Here is a 25,718-nt window from a genome sequence, read left to right as displayed (position 1 = left end):
GTAAACTCCCTGTTTTTATTAGGTTTTTTGTTTTGCCTTGCGGCGGCCCAGTCAGGCGGCGCTGGTGTGGCCCCAGGTCTTGTCGAGGACCCGCATCCAGTTGCCGTGACAGAGTTTCGTTATCAGCTCCGCATCATAGCCCCGCGCCTGCATGGCGCTACGCAGATGCGGCAGACCGGCGATCGTGCTGATCTTGTCCGGAACAGTGGCGCCGTCAAAATCAGACCCAAGTCCGACCCGATCTTCGCCCAGCTGCTCCATCAGATAGTCAAGTTGTTTGACCATCTGGTCAATAGGTGTGTTTCCATCCATCCGCCCGTCTTCACGCAGGAAGGCGACGGCGAAATTGAGCCCCACGATACCATCGCTGTCGCGGATCGCGTGCAGCTGCCGGTCGGTCAGGTTGCGGCTGTGCGGGCTGATGGCATGGGCATTGGAATGGGTGGCGACCAGCGGAGCGTCGCTGTGTTTCGCGACGTCCCAGAACCCAGCCTCGTTCAGGTGGGAAAGATCAATAAGAACGCGCAAGTCATTGCACTTTTTGACCAAACGGATGCCATCCGCCGTTAGCCCCGGCCCGGTCTCACCCGTTGACGGGTATCGGAACGGCACGCCGTGGCCAAAGATGGTCTCCCGGCTCCACACCGGCCCAAGCGAGCGCAGACCAGCGGCATAAAGAACGTCCAGCATGTGGAAATCGGGATCAATCGCCTCGGCGCCTTCCATATGCATCACGGCGGCCAGCTTGCCTTCTGCCATGGCAGCGCGGATCTCATCGGTGCTGCGGCAGATGGCCAGTGCGCCAGCACGTTCAAGCTTGATCAGGATTGAGGCTTGCGACAAGGCAACCCGGCTGGCCGTGGGCCAATCGACCATATCCGGGAGGGGCAGGTCATAGGCGGGCTTGTTCATCTCCGTATCATCAAGCGCGGAGTCCTCGTTTGGAACATAAATGGCAAAGAAACCGCCGCCAAACCCGCCCGCGCGTGCCTTTTCCATATCAATCTGGTTTCCGCCGTTGCCCAGAAATCCATCGGGACCGGCGGAGACTGCGCCGCTATGAATGCGCAGCAGAAGATCGTTGTGGCCGTCAAAGATGAGGGGGGCAGTCATGAAGGGTCCTTCGGCTCAGAGAATATCGGTGAATATTGGATTCAATAACCGGCAGCCTTCCGTCACACGTCGCAAATGTCCAGAGGAAAAGCCGACCGCGACGACTGTGCAATCAACTCTCAGATATCTTTGAGGCCATAATCAGCAAAGGCCTCCATGACCTTGGCCATTTCATCGCCGTTCAAAATATGGGGCTGTCCGATGGTCAGGCTGGTGACGTAGCCTTTGGCCAGTGTTTCCAGCTCCACCATGCGCCACAGCGCCCGGTTTAACGTGTCCGCGATGACAACCGCACCATGATTGGCCATTAGGCAGGCTGCCCGATTTTTTAGCGATTTCAGAACATTGTCTGACAGGTCTGCAGTGCCGAACAGGGCGTAATCTGCCACTGGAACCGTATCGCCACCAAAGGCGCCGATCATGTAATGGCAGGCTGGGATCTCGGTCCGGTTCATCGCCAGCGCGGTGCAATTGACGGGATGCGCGTGGACCACCGCGTGAACGGCAGGCTTGTCGCGCAGGATATCCCGGTGGAACCGCCATTCAGAAGAGGGCTTCATCTGGCCGGGCGCCGGGGCGCCGTCGTCCAGCGGCATGGCAACGATCATCTCCGGCGTCATTCGGGCGTAATCCACGCCCGAAGGGGTGATCAGCATCTGGTCCCCAACCCGCACCGAGATATTGCCCGAAGTGCCCTGATTGATCTGCTGGCGCTCCATCGACAGGCAGGCGTCGATGATGGCCTGCCGCAGCTCGGGCGTGTCGGCGTAGGGTGCCGCGCTCATGCCGGATCGCCAGAGGTTGCAAACTCCGGGAATAGCCCGGCCAACCCCTCGGCGCTGGCATCGCAGACACCGCGTTCGGTGATCAGCCCGGTGACCAGACGGCTGGGGGTCACGTCAAAGGCGGGGTTGCCGACGCCGCTGCCTTTCGGCGTGACCTCAACCGTACCGATCATGCCATCCGGCAGGGCGCCCTGAACATGGCTGACTTCGCGGCCCGCGCGTTCCTCGATCGGGATCTCGCGCACGCCATCGGAAACCGTCCAGTCGATGGTCGGCGAGGGCAGCGCGACGTAAAAGGGCACGTTGTTGTCCCGTGCCGCCAGCGCCTTCAGATAGGTGCCGATCTTGTTGCAGACATCGCCGTTGCGGGTGGTTCGGTCAGTGCCGGTGATGACCATGTCGACCTGCCCATGCTGCATCAGATGGCCGCCGGCATTGTCGGTGATATAGCTGTGGGAGATACCGTGGCTGCCGAGTTCCCAAGCTGTGAGCGCACCTTGATTTCGGGGCCGGGTTTCATCGACCCAGACATGGATATCCAGACCGGCATCATGGGCCTGATACATCGGGCTGGTGGCGGTTCCCCAATCCACGGTTGCGATCCACCCGGCATTGCAATGGGTCAGCAGACGGACAGGCTCGCCCGCCGGTTTCTTCGCGGCAATCTCTTTAATGATTTCAAGGCCGTGCTGGCCGATCCTGCAGTTGATCTCAACATCCTCATCCGCAATGTCATGGGCCAGTTGCAGGGCTGCTGTGGCGCGGTCTGGCTCTGCCAGCGGACGCAGGGCTTTGCGGCAGCGGTCCAGCGCCCAGCGCAGGTTGATCGCCGTCGGGCGGGTTGCGTTCAGCGCCGCCCATGCGGCGTCCAGATTGCCATCCGAAGGGTCCAGACGCGCAGCCAGCGCCATGCCGTAGGCTGCGGTGGCGCCGATCAGCGGCGCGCCACGCACATGCATGCCGGTGATCGCCTCGCAGTACTCTGCCAGAGTCTCAAGCTGCTCGATCCGGAAATCATAGGGCAGCCAGCGCTGGTCGATGATCTGCAAAGCCTGCGCATTCTCTTCCCACCACAGGGACCGGTACGGGGTTCCGTTGACCTTCACGAGAGCCTCTTTCTGCCAGGACGGCTGAATTGGTGTGTTGGAACTTTTTTCGCGGAAATTTCTGACCCGTGCAAGAGCGCGCCTATGGAGCCGCTCAACTGTGCCGGAAGCGGAAACCTGACGCAGGAAGAGGTCTTGCATTTCGGTGCGGCATTCTGCCACAGTTATGCGAATCCGGGTGGGTCTGGCTGAGAGCGGGGAAAATCCAACGCAGGGCGTCACATATGCTGGAAGATCGGTTTTTCAACCCTTTCGCCAAACGGCAGAGTTGACAGGCGCCGATGCGCGCCGGAAGCTGAGCTTTATCTATTGCATATGCAGACTTTAGCAAAAGAGTTGGGCGTTCCTGCCTGCTGAGCCAGACTGTTCAGTCTCCGGATTTTGATTGAGAGCTGACAGTCGCACAGAGGTGCAGAGTGTCACCAAGAATGAAAAAGGGAGTATAGAAACGATGAAACACGCAAAACTGTCCATCGGTGCGCTTGTGACCGCGGCCTTCATGGCTCCGGCTGCTCAGGCGCAGGAATTCATCACCATCGGCACCGGCGGTGTGACCGGCGTTTATTACCCGACGGGCGGCGCGATCTGCCGTCTGGTCAACAAGAACCGCAAGGAACACGGCTTCAAATGCGCCGTCGAATCCACCGGCGGTTCGGTCTACAACATCAACACCATCCGCGAAGGTGAACTTCAGTTCGGCGTTGCCCAGTCCGACTGGCAGTACCATGCCTATAACGGTACCTCCAAATTCGAAGAGCAGGGCGCCTTTGAAGGTCTGCGCGCGGTATTCTCGGTCCACCCGGAGCCTTTTACCGTTGTGGCGCGTGCCGATGCAGGCATCACCAACTTTGACGATCTGAAAGGCAAGCGGGTCAACATCGGCAACCCGGGTTCCGGTCAGCGCGGCACCATGGAAGTTCTGATGGAAGCCAAGGGTTGGGGCATGGAGGATTTTGCTCTGGCGACCGAATTGAAGGCGGCCGAGCAATCCGCTGCCCTGTGCGACAACCAGATCGACGCGATGGTTTACACCGTGGGTCACCCCTCTGGCTCGATCCAGGAAGCCACCACCGCTTGTGACTCGGTTCTGGTCACCGTGGACGGTGAAGCCGTCGACAAACTGGTTGCCGACAACTCCTTCTATCGTACTGCGACGATCCCGGGCGGCATGTACCGTGGGTCTGACGAAGACACCAAGACATTCGGTGTGGGCGCGACCTTCGTGACCTCGACCGACGTGTCCGAAGACGCGGTCTATGCGGTTGTGAAATCGGTCTTTGAAAACTTCGACGCCTTCAAGAAACTGCACCCTGCTTTTGCCAACCTGAAGCCGGAAGAGATGATCAAGGACGGCCTGTCGGCGCCGCTGCATGATGGCGCTGCCAAATACTACAAGGAAATGGGCTGGATCGAGTAAGATCGGCCAATAACCAACAGGCGGGGCGCATTGGCGCCCCGCTTTGCGCCTGCCGGGCCTCTCATCGGTGATGGCGCCAATCACAATAGCCGGATCCCATATCAGGGCGTCCGCAGGGGAGATTATCCATGACATCCGATGCTCAAGGAAATCGACCGCTTAGCGAGGAAGAACTGCAGGAACTGGTCGCGTCCTCGGACGCCGGTGCGCGCAACCCCATTGGGGCTGTGGGCCTGTCTCTTGCACTTGTCGCCGTAAGCTGGTCGCTGTTTCAGGTCATTCTGGCCTCACCGCTTTCGAACTATCTGCTTCCGGGCGCCGTCAATAACAATTCACGGCTGATCCACCTGGCCTTCGCCCTGATGCTGGGGTTCATGGCTTATCCTGCCATGAGCCGGGAAAGCCGCAATTTGGTCGGCTTCTGGCTGGGGCATATCGGAACGCTATTGGGTATCGGCGCCTTTGGCGTGGCGGTGCTGCTTGCCATCGCGCCGGGGCTTTCGGTGTCGGCGGCGGTTCTCGTTTCGGCGCTGGTGGCGCTGGTGCTGGTGCTGCCGACCTATCTGAACGGATCGGGCATGGCGACGCGGCTGGAGAGCATGGCCAGCGCGCTTGGCATTTTCGCGGCGGTGGCACTACTGACCTATTGCGCGGTGGCGATCCTTGGGCAGTATCTTGTTGACGGTTGGAGCGGTTCTCTGGCGCTCTTTTCCATCGTGGTCGCGCTGATTGTAGCGGCCGTGATGGTTCTGGCCTACCTGCGGGAATGGGCCAATCCCGAGCCAGGTTTCGTGCCGGTGCAGGACTGGGTTCTTGCCGCTGCGGGCGTTTATGTGGCGGTCTATGGCTTCCTCAACTACCAGAAGATCGTCGACAGCGGCGGTCTGGCCGATGATGTCGACAAATTCTTTGCGCTGGCTGGGTTGATCATCCTGTTCGAAGCCGCGCGTCGCGCCCTGGGGCCCGCGATGGCGATCATCGCCACGATCTTCCTCGCCTATGTGTTCTTTGGCTCCTCTGACGTGGTGCCCGAAGTGATCCGCTGGAAAGGCGCCAGCCTGAAAAAGGCGATGAGCCATATGTGGATCACCTCCGAAGGTGTCTTTGGCATCGCACTTGGCGTTTCCACCAAATTCGTCTTTCTCTTCGTACTGTTCGGGGCGCTGCTGGATAAGGCGGGCGCCGGGAATTACTTTATCAAAATGGCCTTTGGCGCCCTTGGCCACCTGCGCGGTGGCCCGGCTAAGGCGGCTGTTGTCGGCTCGGCAGCGACAGGCCTGATCTCAGGCTCTTCCATCGCCAACGTTGTGACCACGGGCACCTTCACCATCCCCTTGATGAAAAGGGTGGGCTTTACCAATGAACAGGCCGGCTCGGTCGAGGTCGCCTCTTCGGTCAACGGTCAGATCATGCCGCCGGTGATGGGGGCTGCGGCCTTCCTGATGGTTGAATACGTGGGGATTTCCTACGTCGAGGTCATCACCCATGCCTTCCTGCCGGCTGCAATTTCCTATGTCGCGCTGGTCTATATCGTGCATCTGGAGGCGGTGAAGCGGAACATGCCGACGCTGGGCAACCGGGTGGTCTCCATGGGCCGCACAATCGGAGGTATGGCGGCGTTTTTCGCGGGCTTCGCGGCGCTGTGTTACGGCGTGCAATATCCCGTCGGTTGGGTGATTTCGCTGATGCCCGAAGCCTCTGGCACAGTCTTGTCGCTGCTGGTGGTTGCGGCCTATGTGGCGTTGCTGAAGCTCGCGGCCGGGGTCGAGGATCTGGTGCCGGACGGTCCCAATGCCGAGGATGTGGAGCTGCCGGATGTGGGCAAGATCTATAAGGCGGGGCTGCATTATCTGCTGCCGATCATCGTGCTGGTCTATTTCCTGATGATCGAACAGAAATCGCCCGGCCTGTCGGCCTTCTGGGCGACGGCACTGCTGTTTGTGATCCTGCTGACGCAGAAACCGCTCAAGGCCCTGTTCCGGGGACAGTCCAACCTTGCCTTCAACTTCATGGATGGGGTGAGCGACCTGTGGCACGGCATGATCGACGGTGCCCGCAATATGATCGGCATCGCCCTGGCAACCGCCACGGCGGGTGTGATCGTGGGCACCGTGACGCTGACGGGCGTGGGGCAGGTGATGTCCGAACTGGTGGAGTTCCTATCGGGCGGCAACCTGATCCTGATGCTTGTGATGGTTGGCCTTCTGTCGTTGGTCCTCGGCATGGGGCTGCCGACCACGGCGAACTATATCGTCGTGAGCTCGCTGATGGCCGGGGTCGTGGTCGAACTCGGTGCGCAATCTGGGCTGATCGTGCCGCTGATCGCCGTGCATCTCTTCGTCTTCTACTTTGGGATCATGGCCGATGTGACACCACCGGTGGGGCTTGCAAGCTTTGCTGCGGCGGCTGTTTCCGGCGGCGATGCGATCCGCACTGGCTTCGTTGCCTTCTTCTACTCCCTGCGCACCGTGGCGCTGCCCTTTGTGTTCATCTTCAATACCGATCTGCTGTTGATCGATGTGACATGGGCTCAGGGCATATTGGTGGCCATATCGGCGACCATTGCGATCCTGGTCTTTACCGCCGGGACGATGGGGTATTTCCTGACCCGCAGCCGCATCTACGAAAGCGTGCTTCTGGTTCTTGTGGCCTTTGCCCTGTTCCGTCCGGATTTCTTCATGAACCGGATCATGCCGCCCTTTGCCAAGGCGGCCCCGAGCGAACTGGTTGAGGTGCTCTCGGCTTCTGAAGCAGGGCAGGAGTTGCGCCTGCGCATCGAAGGTCCCGATTTTGACACTGGCGGCGCGGCCTCAACGACTCTGGTCATCCCCTCGGATGGTTCCGGCGATGGTCTGGCCATGGCCGAGGCAATCGGTCTGGTGCTGCTGCCTGAAGACGGGCTGATGAAACTGGACGCGCCTGGTTTCGGCACCCCGGCAGAAGAGGTCCTTGGCAGCTTTGATTTCTATGGCGACGAACCGGTTCAGGTCACTGAGATCAAGGCGCCGCAGGATCAACTGCCCAAGGAGCTGATCTTTATCCCCGCATTGCTGTTGCTGGCCTTGGTGGCCATGATGCAGCGCGGTCGCGCCAGCAAGGAAGGAGTACCGGGATGAGCAAATCCGTTCTATGTGCGCTTGAACTGAGCGATGCGGCGCTGGACCGCAAGGTGCTGGAACAGGCGGCGCGGCTCGCTGCGCTGGATGATGCCCAGCTGGATGTGGTGAATGTCCTGCCGGATTTCGGCGAAAGCTGGGTCTCCGGCTTTTTCGAAGAGCATCACCACGATAAGGCGGTCAAGGACACTACTGCGCATCTGCGGGACCTTTGCGAGGAAGTGCTGGGCGCGGAGCGGAACGCCAAGGTGCGCCATGTGGTGGCCACCGGCACCGCCTATCAGGAAATCCTGCAAGTTGCGGCCAAGGCGGGAACCGATCTGATCGTGATCGGCGCGCATAAGCCCGACCTCAAGGATTACCTGCTTGGCCCCAACGCCGCGCGTGTGATCCGGCACAGCGACTGTTCGGTCTACGTGGTTCGGTAGATCCGCGGTTTAAAGCTGAGTACGAAAGATCAGAGGCGCCCACTTGTGGCGCCTCTTTTCATGTCTGACAGCTACTCGTCAGGTTCATAACCGGTCATCTCCAGATACCCGCGACCGTTGTGGCTGCCGCTGACCCGCACAGGCCCCTCCCAATAGGGAAAGGCGGTGCCCATCCAGCTTTGCGGGTTCAGCGCCTCCACGGTTGCTGACAGCTCCTGTTCAGGCAGCGAGATCTGCCAGCGTGTAGGAACCGAGCGGCCCGCGACGCTGCTATAGTCCAGCGGCTGCGCCGAGAAGGCGCCATCTGGCAGGGCGCGGGGGCTGCCATCGGCAGTAATCCATGTGCCGGATGTGAAATCGCCGCCCGCGCCGCGCAGAACGAACCCCATCAGTTTTTCACCGCTGTCAAAGGTTAGGGAGAACCAATCCCAGCCGGTCTGATCCTCATCGAGTGGCTGACTGGACCATTCCCGGTCAAGCCAACCGTGGCCGGTGACGGCAACAGGGCCCGAGGGCAGCATCAACTGCCCCTCGATCCGGTAGCCGGGCTGCGAGTAGTAATAGCTCGCCTGTCCGCTGGCGGATTTGACCGAATATCCATCCGCGCCATGCAGGACCAGCGGCGTGTCTGCCGAGAGCTGCAGATTGTACGAAAACTCCATTCCGCTGGCGCGGAGGCTCAACTGGTCGATGCCGACGCCGGTCCCCCGCATATGCCAATCGTCGATCCAGGCGCTGAATGGATCTGCGGTGATCCCGGCCTGTCCGATACCGCCGCGCGCCAGACGTTCGGCAAAGTGATGCTGCCGTTCGGTGGTGAGGCCAGCATGCCCCATCCAGATCTGCGGGCTGTCCCAGCCCGATCGCTCTCCGGGGGCCAGCGCAGAGCGGAATAGGGTCCACTGAATACCATAGTCTTGTCCGTCCGCGTCTTGAAGGTTGGCGGTCAAGTACCACCATTCAATACGAAAATCTGGGTGTGGGCCATGGTCGCGCGGAAAGCTGAGCACGGTGCCCGGTTCGGGGATGGCAAATCCTTCAGCCTTGGTGCCCAGGCCCGCGAAACCCTGCGCCCGCAGCAACATGGGCGCAAGGGTCAGGCCGAGCGTCAGGAGAACGGCAGCAAGGATCGGCAGCGGCTTATCGTTCATTGGCAAAGACCTTCAGCAGGTGGGATGGTGACAGGCGGCTCAGCTTGCGGGCGGGGATCAGGGCAGCCAGGGCGGCGGCCAGCAACGCCAGCAGGAACAGGCGCAGCCAGTCGAGTGGGAACAGATACATCGGCAATTGCCAGCCAAAGGCCGCGACATTGATCACATCCAGCAGCGCCCAGGCCAGCGCCAGCCCCAGGGGTAGCGCCAGACAGGCAGTGAGGCCCGCCAGCAGCAGGCTACGCAGGATGTCGATCCGGGCCAGCCGTGCGCGCGTCACCCCCATGGCCCAGACCGGTGCCAGTTGCGGTAGCCGCTGCCCCCAGAGGGTTAGAAGGCTGGTCAGCATGGCAAAGCTGGCGACCCCCAGCGTCAGCAGGTTGAGCGCCTCTGTGACGACGAAAGTCCGGTCAAAGATCGCCAATGATCGCGCCTTGATCGTGGCTTGGTCTCTTATGCTTTCCGTTTTGATATCAAACCTCTGCCGGACAGAGCTGATAAAATCCGCGCTGCGTTCCGGGGGGATGCGGACGCCAAATTGCCGGTTCGGGATATCGGGCGCGCGGTGCAGCAAATCAGGCAGTGCGACGATGGCCTGGCCGTTTGGATTGCCGTAATCGGAATAGATCCCGGCGATTGGCGCGCTCCAGTCCGGCGCAAGGGTAAGCGTGTCGCCGGGCGCATACTCGTGGCGCCGGGCCAGCTGTTCGTTGATCAGAATGCCCTGACCCGCGGCCACCTGATCCCAGACGCCGGGCAGCGCCCGCAGGATCGGCCAGTTGTCCCGGTAAGTCGGATCGTCGACAACGCCATAGATCCGCAGCGGTGCCTCTCGGTGCCGGATCTCGTGCCAGCGGATCGGCAGCGGGCGGACATCGGGCTGTGTTTCAGCCCATGCCGCAAAATCAGTGCCCTGCTGGTCGCTGTTCAGCGTGATGTAGAACTCTGCCGCAAGCCGCTGATCCAGCCAGCCTGTAAAGGTGAGCCGAAAGCTGGAAGTCATTGTTCCAACGCCAATATTCGTTGCTAGCGCCAGCAGCAGGGCCATGAGCGCCAGCGACAGGCCGGGCAATTGCGCGCGGCTGTCGGCCCAGACCCATTCGGCGAGCGGACCCCGTGCGCTGCGGGCACCAAGGCGCAGCAGCATCGACAGCGCTTGTGGCAGCAGCAGCGCCGCGCCCAGCATCAGCCCGCCCAGAAAGGCAAAGCCCGCCACCAGCCCGTCAAACATCCACAGCGTCGCGCAGCCAGCGGACATCATTAGGAAGCCAGCAAGAGCGGTCAGCCGGAAGGACCGGGCGGTCTGCTGTCCCCGGGCGGAGGTCGCCGGGGCCGCCAGAACCGGCATGGTCCAGAGGCTGAACAGCGCCCGCGCGCCTGCCAGTGCGGTCCCCGCGAGGGCCATGCCAAGGCCGGACAGAACCCATACCGGGCGCAGGGTCAGGCTGCCTTCGACCGAGGCACCGTATAGTCCGGACAGCGTCGCGCTGACATCTGGCAGCAGCGCTGCCGCAACCCCATAACCAATGAGTAGGCCAAGGCCACCAGCGCCCAGTGCAATGAGCGCCAGCTCTGCCACCAGTAGACCAGCAAGGGTGCGCAGCGGCACCCCGAGGCTGCGCAGGGTGCGGAACAGGCCGCGGCGATGCTTCAGCCCCAGCCCAATGCTGCCCTGCACGATGAACAGCCCGACGGCGAAGGACAACAGGCCAAAGGCAGTGAGGTTGAGGTGAAAACTGTCTGTGAGCCGGGCCGTAGCTGAACCTGCCGTCTGTGCGCTGATCCGGGTGAGCGCCGACGCTAGCTGTTCTAGCGGCGGCAGGTCACTGGATTGTTCTGGAAGGATCACCAGCCGATCTAGGGTATCCGGGCGCTGGAGAAGTCGGCTCGCCAAGCTGATATCGGCAATGGCAGTGCCGCGGGGAACATTCGGTGAAACCACAATGCGCGGCGTACGCTCGACCGGTGGAAAAGACGCGGCGGTATCCGGGTGCAGGAACAACTGGCCGGGGGGCAGCAGCGACAGTGAGATATCGGATGCCTCATCCTCTTCGCCTGTTTCTTCGGACAACAGTGCGACCGGCGGCGGGTTCAGTAGATCAATCCCCATAAGATCAATGGATTGCGTGCCCAGCTTGATGCGCCCCTCCAGAACCGGAGCCAGCCGCCAACCGGCGCGGCGCAGGGCCACATAGGTATCAAGCGGGATTACGCCATCACCGGCCACCAGCTGATCGGCCTGCGCTTGTCCCAGTTGGCTCGCGGCGCGGGCATAGCTGGCGCGGGCCTCGGCGTTGATGGCTTGCACCGCTGACCAGAGCCCCGTGGAGAGCGCCAGCCCGGCGACGATGGCGAGCAATTGGAAGGGATGGCGTCGCCAATGGGACAGCAACGTCAGAAAGGCGGCAGTGATCATGCGATCTGGCCCTGTTTCAGGTGCAGTCGGCGGTCCAGCTGGTTGGCGATACTGTCCGAATGGGTCACGAGAAACAGCGCCGCGCCGCTGTCGCGCAGCAGCTCTAGCATCAGGCCCATCACCGCCTCGCTGGCGGTTTCATCAAGGTTTCCGGTCGGCTCATCGGCCAGCAGAAGCGCCGGGCGCAAGGCCATGGTGCGGCCGATGGCGACCCGTTGCTGTTGTCCGCCGGATAGCTGGTCAGGATAGCGGTCCAGTAAGTTCGATAGGCCTAGCCGGTCGATCAAGCGATCTTCCCAAGCGCGGTCCCGGCGACGGCCCAGCCGTGCGTGCAGGCTGAGGTTGCTACCAACGCTGAGGGATGGGATCAGGTTGAATTGCTGGAACACGATAGAGACCTGCCGCTGGCGTAGGGCGGCGCGCCCGGCCTCGTTCAACCCGGACAGGTGGGTGCCCTCGATTGTGATCTCTCCGCTGTCAAAACTGTCCAGAGCCGCAGCCAGATGGAGCAGAGTGCTTTTCCCTGATCCGCTGTCCCCGGTCAGGGCCAGGCTGGATCCGGCCTCAAGCGTCAGCGAGACCCCCTGCAATACGGGCGTCACAGCTTGGCCTGAGGTATAACTCTTGCTCACGTCGGTAATCTTGAGAACCATAGTGGTTTGTCATCCTGTCGGCGCTGGGGCGTTGGTTGAGACTGGGAAACATTTAGGGGCGTTTTGCGCGCGGAACAGGGCGGCCTGCCGGGATTGCGGCGTCAGTTCGTGACTTTGGAAACGGGGTCGGACTCTCACAGCACCGGCGCCAGCAACCGGGCCACGGGGGCGAAAAGGCGGACGGACCAGTGCTGCGCCGCGAGTGGCCGATCCAAACTGCGCGCGCGGGTGAAATCATCCTCCAGCATCGCGGCGACAGATTCCGCCGCGCCGGTATCAAAGAACAGCGCCATGGTTTCGAAATTCAGCCGGAAAGAGCGGTTGTCCATATTGGTGGTGCCGACGGCGGCGACGGTATCATCGACGACAAAGGTTTTTTGATGCATGAAGCCGCCGGAATACTGCAGCACCTGAACACCGACCTTTTGCAGGTCATCGAAATAGGCGAACGAGGCCAACCATGGCAGGTAGTGGTCGACAATGCCTGGCAACAGTATGCGCACATCCACGCCGCGCAGCGCTGCGTGTTTGAGGGCGGCCACCACATCAAGGTCGGGCACGAAATAGGGCGAAGCGATCCAGACCCGGCTGCGGGCGGCAGAGATGGCCGAAAAGAACATCATTGATCCGTTTTCGGTGGTATCCCCGGGCCCTGTCGGGACGATCAGGGCGGATCGGTTTTCCGGCGACGGCTCCGGCTCCCATGTGAGCAGGTCCAGGATCGGCTCATCCGTCAGCCAATGCCAGTCCTGCGCATAGGTCAGCTGCAGCTGTTGCACCACCGGGCCGGTCAGCTCCACATGGGTGTCGCGCCAGTCGCCAAACGCCTTGGTGTGGCTGATATATTCATCGCCGACGTTCAGCCCACCGGTAAAGCCGACACGGCCATCGGCCACCACGGTTTTGCGGTGGTTGCGAAAGTTCAGCATGAAGCGGTGCTTGGGGCCCCTTTGGGTGCCGCGATCCACCAGATTAACGCCAGCCTGTTGCAGCTCGGCAAGATAGGAGGTGGGCAGGCCGTGGCTACCGATCCGGTCGGCCATGAACCAGACAGCAACGCCGCGTTGTCTGGCGGCAATGATGTGCCTCTTTAGGTGGCGTCCCAAATCATCGTCGCGCACGATGTAGAACTGGATCAAGAGGTAGTCGCGCGCCTCATCTATGGCGCGAAACATACTGGCAAACCCGGCTTTTCCGTCAATCAGCAGGCGGAAGCCGTTGCCGGTACAGACCTGCAGGCCAGAGACCGCTTCGAACGGTGCAGGGTCCACGGAAATCTTCGCAGGGCTATGTGCGCCACGCAACTCGGCCATTGGCTGCATCTCCCGCACGGCGCGATGGGCGTCCTGGCGGGCGGCGCGATAGCGTTCGAACCGGTGATGGCCAAAGATCATATAGGCGGGCAGGGCGATCAGGGGCGAGGCCAGCAGGAACACGACCCAGCCGATGGCGCCCTGCGGCGTGCGGGCGGTGCGGGCAGCGTTCAGCGCGCCCAGAACCGCAAGCCCCCACATGAGGAGGACGCCACCCGTGCTGATCGCGACCCAGAACGTCACCTGGCCTGTCCCATTATTCGGTTCCTTTCCAATGTAGTATGGCCAGGGCCTGCGCTGATTGCCAGTGGGCAGTCGCGAGGCGAGGACCGCAGGCTCTTGGGTGACCGGGAGGCCACAGGTCACACCAGAGGTGAAAACCAACCCTGTCAGGCTGGCGATTCTGCCGAGGCTGTGGAACGGTTTGCAGCATGAACCTGTTTACTGTCCTTTCCCCTTGGCTGCGCGCATTGGCCCGCGCTGCCGCCGCATTCAACCGCAAGAACGGATGGGTGATGAGCAGTCATATCGCCATGTCGATGATGCTGGCGCTGTTCCCCTTTGTCCTGTTCACCGTCGCCCTTTCGGGGGCCGCCGCGAGCCTTTTGTCACAGGATGTCGCGATAGAGGATCTGGTGGACCTCGTCTTTGGCGGCTGGCCCGAGGAGGTTTCAAAGCCGATCCTGAACGAACTCTTCGCGGTTTTGGAGACCTCCAGCACGCAACTGGCGACGCTGGGCGGGGTTCTGGCGCTTTATTTCGCGTCCAACGGTGTCAACGCGGTGCGGGTGGCCATGGTCAATGCCTATGGCGACAACGATCCCCGGCCTTTCTGGAAGGCGCGTCTGATCTGCGCCGGGTTGGTGGTGCTGGGCGGCGCGGGCATCCTTGTGGCGGCTCTCTTCGAGGTCGTTTTGCCGCTTTATGTCCGCTATATCGCCGATCTGCTGCCCTATCAGCTGGTCGGGCCGGGATGGGAGCGGGGGTTCAGTGGCGTATTGTTGTTTCTGTTGCCACTGGTCGCGGTGCTGCTGTGCCATATACTGCTGCCCGGGCAGCGGCACCGGGTATCGCAGATTCTGCCGGGGGCGGTGTTGACGGTGGTGCTGTGGTGGGCCGCGGGGATTGGTTTTGCGATCTATGTCGGATCTTTCGCGCAGTATTCGGCCACCTATGCGGGGCTAGCGGGAGCCATGGCGGCGATGATCTTTCTTTATGTGAATGCCGCGATCCTGATTTTTGGCGCCGAGTTCAACGGTGCGTTGATGCGGCTGGACCAGCCCGGCGCCGAGGCCGCAGAGGCGTCTGGGGACAGCTACGTCGAATAGTCCGCACCAGCGGTTCTTGGAAAATTCGGAGGTGGAAGCCTTATTGTTTCCGGTTTTGCAACAAAAAGGCAGGTTTGCCACAATTCGGCCATCGGCTGGGCGAAATACGCGGGTAGGCAAGATTCAGCCGACGCAAGAATAAGGACCGCCGCGATGCTGAAACGCCTTCAAGATCTGTTCAAGAGCCCGATGCCCGACATGGCACCGACGCCGCGTGCCCAGATGATTTTCCGCCAGTGCGAAGACGAAGGCCCAGATGCGCGTTTGCTGCGTGAACTGGCCACCCTGTCCCTGCAGACAACGCAGCAGCCTTTGCATTAAAAAGCGGCCTGATCTGCCCGCCGAGGCGCTTAACCCCGGAAGCCCGTGGCAATCACAAACTTTTCGGAACTGTCCGACCGCGATGCGGGCGGTTTCACGTTGGCAACCTTGGTGAACTTCTGTTTCAAAAGTTTCTGCAGGTCGCCCTCGGCACCGCCGGCCAGAACCTTGGCCACGAAGGTGCCGCCCTGTTCCAGCACATCAAATGAGAAATAGGCAGCTGCCTCGCAAAGGGCCATGATCTTCAGGTGGTCGGTCTGCTTGTGGCCGGAACTGGCGGCGGCCATATCCGACATCACCACATCGGCCATGCCACCCAGCCATTCCTTGACCTGATCGTCGGCGCCCTCATCCATGAAATCCAGTTGGTGGAACTCGGCCCCTGCCAGCGGCTCGACCTCCTGCAGGTCGACGCCGATGATGCGGCCGATGGATTTGCCCTGCTTTTCGCCCAGCGCATTGATGCGTTTGACCGCGACCTGCGCCCAGCCTCCTGGCGCGCAGCCAAGATCAACGACCCGGGCCCCCGGCACCAGGAAGCGGAACTTTTCGTCCAGCTCCATGATCTTGTAGGCGGCCCGGCCGCGATAGCCTTCGGCCTGGGCGCGGCGCACGTAGGGATCGTTCAGCTGACGCTGCAGCCAGCGGGTCGAAGACAGCTTGCGCCCGCGAGCGGTCTTTACCTTGACCTTGAGGTCACGCTGGCCGCGGCCCGAAGTGTTCTTGCCGGTCGGGCTCTTGCCGGAAGGGGTCTTTGCCATCTCTTTGTACCATCATTGCCGATGTCGGACTTTGCCAGTAAAGGCTCACTTTCCGCGGTCCATGACAGATCGGACACGAAAACTCAAATGCCGAGGGTTCGGTCTGCGTTATTAAAAGGGTCCGTCTTCCAGAACACCGTCCGCGCTCATCTGTGCATATAGCAACCCTTCGCGCAGGCCCCGGTCCGCGACCGACAACCGGTCGGTGGGCCAGCAGCGCAGCAGAGCCTGCAGGATCGCGGCGCCAGACATGATCAGCGCCTGACGGTCCTCGCCGATACGTGGGTCACTGCGGCGTCCCTGCGGGCCGAGATCCAGATAACCGCGGATCACCTTGTCGATCTGATCACTGGTCATGCGCAGCCCATCGACCTTGGTGCGGTCATAGCGTTTCAACCCCAGATGCGAAGCGGCGACGGTGGTGACCGTGCCCGAGGTGCCGACGATCTGGAAACCTTCGCGGGCCTGCTCATCCTTATAGGGGGCAAAATCGGCGAGGTGTTCTTCGAAGAACCAGCTCATCAAGGCAAAACGGGCGGCATCGTCGTCGACGTCGTTGAACTGATCGCGCAGTGTCGCCACCCCAAGGGGGACGGAAATCCAATCCACCACCTTGGCGGCGGGGAAGGGGCTTTCTGGCGGATGAAACCCGGCATGCAGGCGCATGATGGCCGAAGGCCGGTCGCGGCGCGGGACCGAGGAAATGTCGATCCAGACCAATTCGGTCGAGCCGCCGCCAATATCCACCACCAAGAGCTGTTCGGTCTTGGTCGAAACCAGCGGCGCACAGGAGATGACCGCCAGACGCGCTTCTTCCTCGGGCTGGATGATTTCAAGCGTCAGACCGGTTTCCCGTTTAACCTGTCGGATGAAATCGCGCGCGTTCTTGGCGCGGCGGCAGGCCTCGGTGGTGACGAGCCGCATCCGGCGCACTTTGTTCCGTTTGAGCTTTTGCTGACAGATGCGCAGCGCCTGAATGGTGCGCGACATCGACGAACGGGACAGGCGCCCGGTTCGTTCAAGGCCGGTCCCAAGCTGGACCGACTTGGAAAAGCTGTCCACCACGTGAAAGCCACTGCCATTGGGCTGGGCGATCAGCATGCGACAACTGTTTGTGCCAAGATCCAATGCCGCATAAAGCGCATCCGGATCCGGACGGGCTGGTACAGGGGTTTCAACCGCCTTGGGAAACGCGCCCGCACCTTTGGAACGCCTGGGCGCCATGATTCACGCCCTCCGATTATCGTGTTGGTTTTAGGATATGTTCACAAAGACGTATGTGCAAGGGCAGCGGCACCCGGATCGACGCTTTCCTTGTGTCGGTTAACGGCGCTGCTCCGGCCCTTGTTTCGGCGTTCAGCCTGTGTTGCCAGGGGCTTGTGCAGGGTCTTGGCGACAACCTCATAAGCTTGATGAGAATTATGAGGATGCCCCTCTGTGGCCATGCGGGCCCGGAGAATGTATTCAGAGCCAGAGCAAAAGGTCGCTCAAACCCCAAGTGTTGTCGAAAACCGGCACCCGCGTTTCAGGATCGCATTCTAGAAACGCAGCAGAACAGACGCAAAGCAAAGGACCCGACATGCCTGACGTCACCATCGTATACTGGCGCGATATCCCGGCTCAGGTCATCGTGGGCAAGGGCCGCCGCGGCGCCAAACGCCAGCTCGAGGAACGGTTCGAGCAGGCCATTGACCGCGCAGCGATGAAGGTGAACGCAAAGGATGCGGACGCCTATCTTGCGGAATGGCGCAAGGCGGCTCCCTTTGCGGCGGAGGGCGATCCGGCAGAGATCGCCGAAGCCGAAGCGGTGCGTCTGGAAGGAGAGTTCGATCAGGAGCGTCTGAAAGCCCTGATCGCGAATGACGGATGGGCGTGAGCCTGACACCACTATGGGAGGCCGTGATGGCTTTGTTGAACTTCAAGAAACGCGAGGCCACCAGCCCGCAGCCCGTCAACCCGCAGGTCGAAGCCTTCCTTGACGGATATTCGATCGAGGTGATGCCGCGCACCGCTACCAAGGTCGAGGATTTCCGCGACCTGCTGCCCGCAGGCACCCGCGTCTATATCGCCCATATCGAGGGCACGCCCATCGAAGACATGGTCGAGACCGCCAAGCGTCTGAATGCCGAGGGCTTTCCCGTCATGCCGCACTTCCCGGCGCGGATCATCAAGGACGAGGCGACCCTGGCGGACTGGATCGCACGCTATCAGGGCGAGGCCGACGTCAAACAGGCGCTGCTTCTGGCCGGTGGTGTGGCGCAGCCGCACGGTGCCTTCGACAGCTCGATGCAGCTCCTGGAAACCGGACTGTTCGACAAGGCGGGTTTCTCCAACCTGCACGTCGCGGGCCACCCCGAAGGCAACAAGGACATCGATCCGGACGGTTCCTCGAAGAATGTGATGGAAGCGGTTCTGTGGAAACAGAAATTCTCGGAGCGCACCGATGCCAAGATGGCGCTGGCCACCCAGTTCGCCTTTGAGGCAAAGCCGATCATCGAATGGGCTGACGGTCTGAAAGAGGCCGGTGTCGACCTGCCGATCCACATCGGTATCGCCGGTCCGGCCAAGCTGCAGACGCTGATCAAATTCGCCATCGCCTGCGGTGTGGGCCCGTCGCTGAAGGTGCTGCAGAAACGCGCAATGGACGTATCCAAGCTGCTGCTGCCCTATGAGCCGACCGATGTCGTTGCCGAGCTTGCAGCCCACAAGGCCGCGAACCCGGACTTCAACATTACCAACGTACACTTCTTCCCGCTGGGCGGCATCAAGACCAACGCCACCTGGGCCATCAACAACGGCGGCGCCTCGGCGCAGCCGGTCAACTCCCAAGGATAAGACATGACCCGTACTGTCGTAGAATCAAAAACAAAAACCGCTGTCCTGGGCTTTGATGAGCCGTTCTGCGTGATCGGCGAACGGATCAACCCGACAGGCCGTAAAAAACTGGCAGCAGAGCTGGAAGCGGGCGATTTCTCCACCGTTGAGAAAGACGCACTGGCACAGGTGGCAGCCGGGGCCAATATCCTCGATATCAACGCGGGCGTTGTTTATAATTCCAACCCCAACCCGAACGAGACAGAGCCGCCGCTGATGACCAAGATCATTGAGCTGGTGCAGGGTCTGGTCGATGTGCCGCTGTGCATCGACAGCTCGGTCCCCGAGGCGCTTGAGGCCGGTCTGGCCGCCGCGCAGGGTCGCCCGCTGCTGAACTCGGTCACCGGTGAGGAAGAGCGCCTGGAGCTGGTTCTGCCGCTGGTCAAGAAATACAACGTGCCGGTGGTTGCGATCTCGAACGACGACACCGGGATCTCGGAAGATCCCGACGTGCGTTTCGCCGTGGCCAAGAAGATCGTCGAACGCGCTGCCGATTTCGGTATCCCCGCGCATGACATCGTGGTCGACCCGCTGGTAATGCCGATCGGGGCCATGGCGACCGCTGGTCATCAGGTCTTTACCCTCGTGCGTCGCCTACGCGAAGAGCTGGGTGTGAACACCACCTGCGGTGCGTCGAACATCTCCTTTGGTCTGCCGAACCGTCACGGCATCAACAACGCCTTCCTGCCGATGGCAATGGGCGCGGGCATGACCTCTGCGATCATGAACCCGGTGGCGCTGCCGGTGACGCAAAAGGCGATTGCCGAGAAGAAGGAACAGGTAACCGCCGCTGGTATCATCCTGCCCGAAGGCATGGACGATGAGACCTTCGTCACCTTGTTCGGTCTCGGCTCGACCAAGCCGCGCGCGGGCAAGGAGATGGAAGCGATCCGCGCTGCCAACCTCTTGACCAACAATGATCCGCACGGCGGTGCCTGGATTGCCGCCAACAAGGCACCGGCAAAGGCTGGCGAAGAAGGCCGTGGCCGCGGTGGCCGCACCGGTGGCCGTCGCCGCCGCGCCTGAACCTGATAACAATATCGTGAGGGGAGGCCGGGATTTGTCCCGGCCTTTTCTTGTGTGCGGTCTGGGGGCACCGTATTTTGACAAACGGAGCAGGGGCGACCGTGTCCCGTGCGTGTGCTTCCTGAGCCAAACGTTGCGGGTGCGGTCGGATTGCGCACAAACCTTTGGCAAAAGGTTATCTTCAGACTTCGTTAGCGGTGATCCATTTACAGATTACAACAGAGGAATGGTTGCCCATGGTCATTTGGGTGACGTGTCCGAGCTGCAAGGGAAGCAACGGGTGAAACGACTTCAGGTGACCGATTTCTATTCCATGCTGGATGCGATTGGCATGGCGGTGATCGTTTTGGAGGTCGGCGACGATGGGATCCCCCGATATGCCGCGATGAATTCGCGCGCCCGGGCTATTTCGAAACTTCCGGCAGAGGGTTGGTTTGGCAAGACTGCGATGGAAGTATTTGGCGGTTCCACCGGCGAGCGGGCTCTTGCCAAGCATATCGAAGTGGCGCGCGCCGCCGAAGAGGTAACCTATGAGATCAATCTCCCTGCGGTCCACAAGGAACGATACATCCGCACGACTATGAGCCCGGTCTTCGACGAGACAGGCAAGCTGACGCACCTTGTCGGCTCGTCAGCAGATGTCACGTCGGAACGTGAACGCGACGCGGCTTTGGAACTGGCCAAGATCGCAAAGCAGGAGGCGGAGGCAGCCAGCCAGGCCAAGGAACGGTTCTTGGCTGAGATGAGCCATGAGATCCGGACGCCGATGAATGGCATCCTTGGCATCTGCGAGTTGCTGCAAGACACCAGTCTGGACGAAGAGCAGTCCCTGCTTGCCAATACGATACTGAGTTCTACCAATTCATTGCTGAAGATCGTCAACGAAGTTCTGGATTTCTCGCAGATCATCGCGGACAAGATTTCACTGCACTATGAGCCCTTTTCATTGCGCGATCTTGTTGATGAAATCGTTACGCTTTTCTCGGCCAAGACCTCGTTCAAGGGGCTTGAGTTTCGCTTGGATTACCCTGATGCCGTGCCATCCGTTTTCGTGGGGGATGCCAGCAAGATCCGTCAGATCCTTTTGAACGTGATCGGAAACGCGATCAAATTTACTGACGAAGGCTATGTCTCGCTGGCGGTTTCCTATGATCCGGCCTCCGCAAGGGGGCCATTGCAATTCGTGGTTTCGGATACCGGCTGCGGGATCGAGGAAAGTAAGCTGCGTTCGATCTTTTCGGCCTACGAGCAAGCCGCCAGCTCGCCGCAGGCGCAGGCAGAGGGCACGGGGCTGGGCCTTGCAATCTCGCGGGCGCTGATCGAACGGATGGGGGGCGACATCACCGTCGACTCGGCGCCAGGACAGGGCGCGCGTTTCTCTCTTTGGTTGAACCTTGCGCCAGATGCTGCTGATCCGCGGGGGGCAGAGACTGCGGGGAAGGCAGTCCCCAATCAGATCAACGGTGGTCTGGAACGGGATGTTGGGACCGACACGGGTATCGCATCGGACCGGCTGCATGGGATGAAAATCCTTGTAGCCGAGGACAACAAGACCAACCAGATGGTCGTGGACAAGATGCTCCAGAAACTGGGGGCGCAGGTCCGTCTTGCGGAAAACGGTGCTGCCGCCGTCGAAAACTATCTGGGCGCGGATTACGACCTGATCCTCATGGATCTTTCCATGCCGGTCATGGGCGGGCTGGAGGCGGCGCGCAGGATCAGGCAGCACGAGACCGAAACCGGCCGCGCCGAATGCCGGATCGTTGCGCTGACGGCGAATGCCCAGAAAAGCGACACAAGGGCCTGTTTCGAGGTCGGCATGAATGGATTCCTGACCAAGCCGTTTCGCAGGGCCGAACTTCTGGCCTGTCTCGCTTCACTCGACTGAGGTCTGGTTGGGTCCAGTGGTGTCGGCTGTAGGGTACGTGATGGACGGCAGTCAAAGCGATCGCGTGTTTGGGACGGCCGCAACCTGGCTACGTGATGTGATTCAATCCGATCCTCACGTGGGCTTTGGCCAGCAATCTTGGGGCAAAGGGGCGGGACATGAAAAAAACGTCCCGGTGACCAATACCGGGACGTATAGCGTCAAGCCCCAGTGGACACAGTCTTGGGTGAGCGGATTAGCCGCGCCGACGCCTGCGTCTGCGCCCGCCGTCTGCCGCGCCATCGCCGCCGCCGGTGTTGAAGTTGACCTCTGGCAGGGTGACCACCGTTTCCAGGATCGGAAAGGGCTCGACCGAGTTCGGGATGGCCGAGGCATTGACGAAATGTTCCTGAAACCGGGGCTCGACTGCGGTTTCCACCTTTTCGATCTGGCGCACGGTTTCTTCGATTTCGCGGCGGGCCTCGGTGTTCAGAAGCGCAATGCGCGCACCGGTGCCTGCGGCGTTGCCGGCGCTGGTGACCTTTTCCAGCGGGCAATCAGGGATCATGCCCAGAACCATCGCGTGTTTGGCCGAGATATGGGCGCCAAAGGCGCCGGCCAGCACCACGCGGTCCACGGTGTCGACGCCGAATTTGTCCATCAGCAACCGCGCGCCAGAGTAGAGCGCCGCCTTGGCCATCTGGATCGCCCGGATGTCAGGGTTGGTGACAGTAATCGTCGGACCGCCATCGGCAGATCCATCCCAGAGGACATAGGCGTTGGTGCGCCCGTCCTGAATACAGCGGCTGGATCCGGTCTGTTCTGCCGAACCGATGAGGCCCGAAGCATCGAGAACACCGGCAAGGCGCATTTCGGCAATCGCTTCGATAATGCCTGAGCCGCAGATGCCGGTAATGCCGGTGGTGGCAATCGCCTCGGCAAATCCTTCCTCATCCGACCAGAGTTCCGATCCTATGACGCGGAACCGGGGTTCCTTGGTTTCGGGATTGATCTCGACACGCTCGATGGCGCCGGGGGCGGCGCGCTGACCGCTGGAGATCTGCGCGCCCTCGAAGGCTGGACCTGTGGGGGACGAGCAGGCGAGGACCTTTTCCGTGTTCCCCAGCAGGATCTCCGCATTGGTGCCCACATCGACCACCAGCACCAGATCCTTGGATTTATCCGGTGCTTCGGACAGGGCCACAGCGGCAGCATCGGCGCCCACGTGGCCGGCGATGCAGGGCAACAGGTAGACACGCGCTGCGGGGTGGATGTTGAGATCCAGCTCGCTGGCCCGCAGGGACAAGGCGTTCGAGGTCGCCAGGGCAAAGGGCGCTTGACCCAGTTCGAAGGGATCAATGCCAAGGAACAGGTGGTGCATCACCGGGTTGCAGACAAAGACCGCATCGACGATCAGCGTCTGATCAATCCCGGCCTCTGCCGAAATCTGGGTGAACAGCTGCGCCATTCCTTCGCGGACCGCGCGGGTCATCTCCTGATCGCCGCCCTTGTTCATCATTGCATAGCTGACCCGGCTCATCAGATCCTCACCAAAGCGGATCTGCGGGTTCATGATGCCGGAGGAGGCGACGACCTCGCCGGTTTTCAGATCGCACAGATGGGCCGCGATGGTGGTGGAGCCAAGGTCAACCGCCAGCCCATAAAGCGAGCCTTCGTAGAGGCCAGGCCAGATATGCATGATGCGCGGCGGCGTATTGCTGTCGCCCAGATGCACCGCGACGGTGACCTTCCAGGCGCCCTTGCGCAGGACGGGCTGCATGGTTTGCAGGATTTGCAGATCGCACTGGACGTTCTCGATCTCCCACTGGACCCGCAGGGCCTCGGCCAGCCGCTCCAGATCGCCCGAGGGTTTGTGCATGTCGGGCTCTTCGACCTCGACGTAGAACAGGCGGGTCGACGGGTTCATCACGATGTCGCGCGCCTCGGCCCGTTTGCGGACCACCTGCCGGTGGACCTGGCTTTCGGGGGGAACGTCAATCACCACGTCGCCTTCGATCAGGGCCTGGCAGCCAAGGCGACGGCCATCGATCAGGCCACGCTTGTCCTTGTAGCGCTGTTCAACCTTGTTCCATGGGCTCAGCGCGTCGTCCTGCACGGAGACGCCGAGTTTCGAGAATTCGCCATAGGAGGGGGTGATCTGACATTTCGAGCAGATGCCCCGGCCACCGCAGACGGAATCCAGATCGACCCCAAGCTGCCGCGCAGCTGTCAGAACCGGGGTTCCGGCGGGGAACCGGCCGCGTTTGCCGGAGGGGGTAAACACAACGAGAGGATCGTCAGCCATGCCTGTGCCTTTTCACTAGAATTCTGTGGCGGAGCATAAGTTCTTTTTGCCCAAGGGAAAGGCGGCCCGCGTCATTTTTGGGCCTGGTTCCGGCATTTTTCAAAAATGAGCATCTGAGATGCGTCTTGAGCCTGCCGTACGCCCCGTTTGCCTGACCCAGAGGCCCTTGCAACGGGATTTGATCTATTTCTTGTCGTGGCCTCTTTTCCCTCCCGGGCTTCTGTGCCATAGGGTCACCGCCAAACGGGGTTTTGCATGGGGATGACAAATGCAGATTCGTGAGGCTCTCACATTTGATGATGTTCTTCTGGTTCCGGGGGCATCCGAAGTGCTGCCCAGCACGGCGGACACACGCACCCGCGTGACACGCTCGATTTCGCTCAACATTCCGCTGCTCAGCTCGGCCATGGACACGGTGACCGAGGCCCGCATGGCGATTGCCATGGCGCAGGCCGGTGGCATGGGCGTCATTCACAAGAACCTCGATACCGAAGAGCAGGCCCGGCAGGTACGCCGGGTCAAGCGTTTCGAAAGCGGTATCGTCTATAATCCCATCACCCTGACGGCGGATCAGACCCTTGCCGATGCCAAGGCGCTGCAGGAACGCTACCGCGTGACCGGCTTTCCGGTGGTTGACAGCGATGGCCGTGTGGTCGGCATTGTGACCAATCGCGACATGCGCTTTGCGAGCGATGACAACACGCCGGTTTCGGTGATGATGACATCGGACAAACTGGCGATCCTGCAAGAGCCTGCCGACCGCGAAGAGGCGAAATCGCTGATGAAGGCGCGCCGGATCGAAAAGCTGCTGATCACCGACAAATCGGGCAAGCTGACCGGTCTTCTGACCCTGAAAGACACCGAACAGGCGGTTCTGAACCCCACCGCCTGCAAGGACGATTTGGGCCGTCTGCGCGTCGCAGCGGCCAGCTCGGTTGGCGATTCTGGCTTTGAACGCTCCGAGGCGCTGATCGATGCCGGCGTCGACATTGTTGTGGTTGATACCGCCCACGGCCATTCGGCAGGCGTGATCGAAGCTGTCAAACGGATCAAGGCGCTTTCGAACGAAGTGCAGGTGATTGCTGGTAACGTCGCCACCGCCGAAGCGACCCGCGCGCTGATTGATGCGGGCGCGGATGCCATCAAGGTCGGGATCGGCCCGGGCTCGATCTGCACCACTCGCATGGTGGCGGGCGTGGGTGTGCCGCAGCTGACCGCTGTGATGGATTGTGCCAGCGCGGCAGGCGACACCCCGGTGATCGCCGATGGCGGCATCAAGTTCTCCGGCGATTTTGCCAAGGCGATTGCCGCCGGCGCCTCCTGCGCCATGGTCGGCTCGATGATCGCCGGCACCGATGAAAGCCCGGGCGAGGTGATCCTGTATCAGGGCCGCTCGTTCAAGAGCTATCGCGGCATGGGTAGCCTTGGCGCCATGGCGCGCGGCTCGGCCGACCGCTATTTCCAGAAGGACGCCGCCAGCGACAAACTGGTGCCCGAAGGGATCGAAGGTCAGGTGCCCTACAAAGGTTCCGCAGGCGCGGTCATTCACCAGTTGGTCGGCGGTCTTCGCGCGGCCATGGGCTATACCGGCTGTGCGACCGTCGAAGAGATGCGCCGTAACTGCAATTTCGTGAAGATCACTGGCGCCGGCCTCAAGGAAAGCCACGTGCACGACGTGCAGATCACACGCGAAAGCCCGAACTACCGGATCGGATGATCTTGATGCGCAGTACTGTGA

General features: G+C 61.3%; 20 protein-coding genes. 10 read left to right on the top strand and 10 right to left on the bottom strand.

Annotation, left to right across the window (positions count from 1 at the left end):
- Window positions 1-51: 51 nt before the first annotated feature.
- The 3 genes from SM763_RS16685 to mtnA form a co-directional block, all read right to left on the bottom strand.
- Window positions 52-1,113: a dipeptidase gene (locus SM763_RS16685; RefSeq protein WP_368999230.1), complete on the bottom strand. Its 1,062-nt coding sequence runs from the start codon at window positions 1,111-1,113 to the stop codon at window positions 52-54.
- A 119-nt stretch (window positions 1,114-1,232) separates the two neighbouring features.
- Window positions 1,233-1,898 (bottom strand): class II aldolase/adducin family protein, encoded by a 666-nt coding sequence (locus tag SM763_RS16680; RefSeq protein ID WP_368999229.1) that lies wholly within the window; start codon window positions 1,896-1,898, stop codon window positions 1,233-1,235.
- Window positions 1,895-3,004 (bottom strand): S-methyl-5-thioribose-1-phosphate isomerase, encoded by a 1,110-nt coding sequence (mtnA, locus tag SM763_RS16675; RefSeq protein ID WP_368999228.1) that lies wholly within the window; start codon window positions 3,002-3,004, stop codon window positions 1,895-1,897. The genes SM763_RS16680 and mtnA overlap by 4 nt, the downstream gene beginning before the upstream one ends.
- A gap of 451 nt (window positions 3,005-3,455) precedes the next feature.
- Here mtnA and SM763_RS16670 point away from each other — a divergent pair, with 451 nt between their 5' ends.
- The 3 genes from SM763_RS16670 (at window position 3,456) to SM763_RS16660 (ending at window position 7,965) form a co-directional block, all read left to right on the top strand.
- Window positions 3,456-4,421: a TAXI family TRAP transporter solute-binding subunit gene (locus SM763_RS16670; protein WP_065270355.1), complete on the top strand. Its 966-nt coding sequence runs from the start codon at window positions 3,456-3,458 to the stop codon at window positions 4,419-4,421.
- Window positions 4,422-4,549: 128 nt separating this feature from the next.
- Window positions 4,550-7,537 carry a TRAP transporter permease gene (locus SM763_RS16665; RefSeq protein ID WP_368999227.1) on the top strand — a complete coding sequence of 996 codons (2,988 nt, stop codon included), beginning with the start codon at window positions 4,550-4,552 and terminating at the stop codon, window positions 7,535-7,537.
- Window positions 7,534-7,965 carry a universal stress protein gene (locus SM763_RS16660; protein ID WP_274829272.1) on the top strand — a complete coding sequence of 144 codons (432 nt, stop codon included), beginning with the start codon at window positions 7,534-7,536 and terminating at the stop codon, window positions 7,963-7,965. The genes SM763_RS16665 and SM763_RS16660 overlap by 4 nt, the downstream gene beginning before the upstream one ends.
- 71 nt (window positions 7,966-8,036) lie before the next feature.
- Here SM763_RS16660 and SM763_RS16655 read toward each other — a convergent pair whose 3' ends face one another.
- The 4 genes from SM763_RS16655 to cls all read right to left on the bottom strand — a co-directional run bounded on the left by SM763_RS16655 (window position 8,037) and on the right by cls (window position 13,741).
- Window positions 8,037-9,116 (bottom strand): lipocalin-like domain-containing protein, encoded by a 1,080-nt coding sequence (locus tag SM763_RS16655; protein WP_368999226.1) that lies wholly within the window; start codon window positions 9,114-9,116, stop codon window positions 8,037-8,039.
- Entirely contained in the window at window positions 9,106-11,532 is a 2,427-nt protein-coding gene (locus SM763_RS16650; protein ID WP_368999225.1) for an FtsX-like permease family protein, read from the bottom strand. The genes SM763_RS16655 and SM763_RS16650 overlap by 11 nt, the downstream gene beginning before the upstream one ends.
- Window positions 11,529-12,185: an ABC transporter ATP-binding protein gene (locus SM763_RS16645; RefSeq protein WP_368999224.1), complete on the bottom strand. Its 657-nt coding sequence runs from the start codon at window positions 12,183-12,185 to the stop codon at window positions 11,529-11,531. The genes SM763_RS16650 and SM763_RS16645 overlap by 4 nt, the downstream gene beginning before the upstream one ends.
- A 134-nt stretch (window positions 12,186-12,319) precedes the next feature.
- The gene (cls, locus tag SM763_RS16640; protein ID WP_368999223.1) at window positions 12,320-13,741 is read right to left on the bottom strand and encodes a cardiolipin synthase; all 1,422 of its coding nucleotides are present in this window, start codon (window positions 13,739-13,741) and stop codon (window positions 12,320-12,322) included.
- A 188-nt stretch (window positions 13,742-13,929) separates the two neighbouring features.
- On the opposite strand from cls, the gene SM763_RS16635 reads away from it, so the two are divergent.
- Complete coding sequence (locus SM763_RS16635; protein ID WP_368999222.1) at window positions 13,930-14,826, top strand: YihY/virulence factor BrkB family protein; 897 nt, start codon at window positions 13,930-13,932, stop codon at window positions 14,824-14,826.
- A gap of 153 nt (window positions 14,827-14,979) precedes the next feature.
- Entirely contained in the window at window positions 14,980-15,147 is a 168-nt protein-coding gene (locus SM763_RS16630) for a hypothetical protein (RefSeq protein ID WP_274839152.1), read from the top strand.
- A 29-nt stretch (window positions 15,148-15,176) separates the two neighbouring features.
- Here SM763_RS16630 and SM763_RS16625 read toward each other — a convergent pair whose 3' ends face one another.
- Window positions 15,177-15,908: an RlmE family RNA methyltransferase gene (locus SM763_RS16625; RefSeq protein ID WP_368999221.1), complete on the bottom strand. Its 732-nt coding sequence runs from the start codon at window positions 15,906-15,908 to the stop codon at window positions 15,177-15,179.
- A 111-nt stretch (window positions 15,909-16,019) separates the two neighbouring features.
- Window positions 16,020-17,132 (bottom strand): Ppx/GppA phosphatase family protein, encoded by a 1,113-nt coding sequence (locus SM763_RS16620; RefSeq protein ID WP_065270347.1) that lies wholly within the window; start codon window positions 17,130-17,132, stop codon window positions 16,020-16,022.
- Window positions 17,133-17,487: 355 nt separating this feature from the next.
- Here SM763_RS16620 and SM763_RS16615 point away from each other — a divergent pair, with 355 nt between their 5' ends.
- The 4 genes from SM763_RS16615 to SM763_RS16600 all read left to right on the top strand — a co-directional run bounded on the left by SM763_RS16615 (window position 17,488) and on the right by SM763_RS16600 (window position 21,696).
- Window positions 17,488-17,784, top strand: a complete 297-nt coding sequence (locus SM763_RS16615) for a virulence factor (RefSeq protein WP_274829279.1) — start codon at window positions 17,488-17,490, stop codon at window positions 17,782-17,784.
- A gap of 26 nt (window positions 17,785-17,810) precedes the next feature.
- Entirely contained in the window at window positions 17,811-18,743 is a 933-nt protein-coding gene (locus SM763_RS16610) for a methylenetetrahydrofolate reductase (protein WP_065273465.1), read from the top strand.
- A 3-nt stretch (window positions 18,744-18,746) separates the two neighbouring features.
- Window positions 18,747-19,808: a methyltetrahydrofolate cobalamin methyltransferase gene (locus SM763_RS16605; protein WP_065270345.1), complete on the top strand. Its 1,062-nt coding sequence runs from the start codon at window positions 18,747-18,749 to the stop codon at window positions 19,806-19,808.
- A 280-nt stretch (window positions 19,809-20,088) separates the two neighbouring features.
- Window positions 20,089-21,696 carry a PAS domain-containing sensor histidine kinase gene (locus SM763_RS16600; RefSeq protein ID WP_368999220.1) on the top strand — a complete coding sequence of 536 codons (1,608 nt, stop codon included), beginning with the start codon at window positions 20,089-20,091 and terminating at the stop codon, window positions 21,694-21,696.
- A 235-nt stretch (window positions 21,697-21,931) separates the two neighbouring features.
- Here the strand turns inward: SM763_RS16600 and SM763_RS16595 are convergent, their stop codons facing one another.
- Window positions 21,932-23,980, bottom strand: a complete 2,049-nt coding sequence (locus SM763_RS16595; RefSeq protein WP_368999219.1) for an ASKHA domain-containing protein — start codon at window positions 23,978-23,980, stop codon at window positions 21,932-21,934.
- A gap of 268 nt (window positions 23,981-24,248) precedes the next feature.
- Here SM763_RS16595 and guaB point away from each other — a divergent pair, with 268 nt between their 5' ends.
- A complete protein-coding gene (gene guaB, locus SM763_RS16590; RefSeq protein ID WP_065270343.1) occupies window positions 24,249-25,697 on the top strand; it encodes an IMP dehydrogenase in 1,449 nt (482 codons plus the stop codon).
- The last annotated feature ends 21 nt before the right edge of the window (window positions 25,698-25,718 follow it).

It is taken from the genome of Pseudophaeobacter sp. C1-32P7, from assembly GCF_041008775.1.
GTDB lineage: Bacteria > Pseudomonadota > Alphaproteobacteria > Rhodobacterales > Rhodobacteraceae > Phycobacter > Phycobacter gallaeciensis_A.
This window is presented reverse-complemented; position numbering and strand designations above follow the sequence as displayed.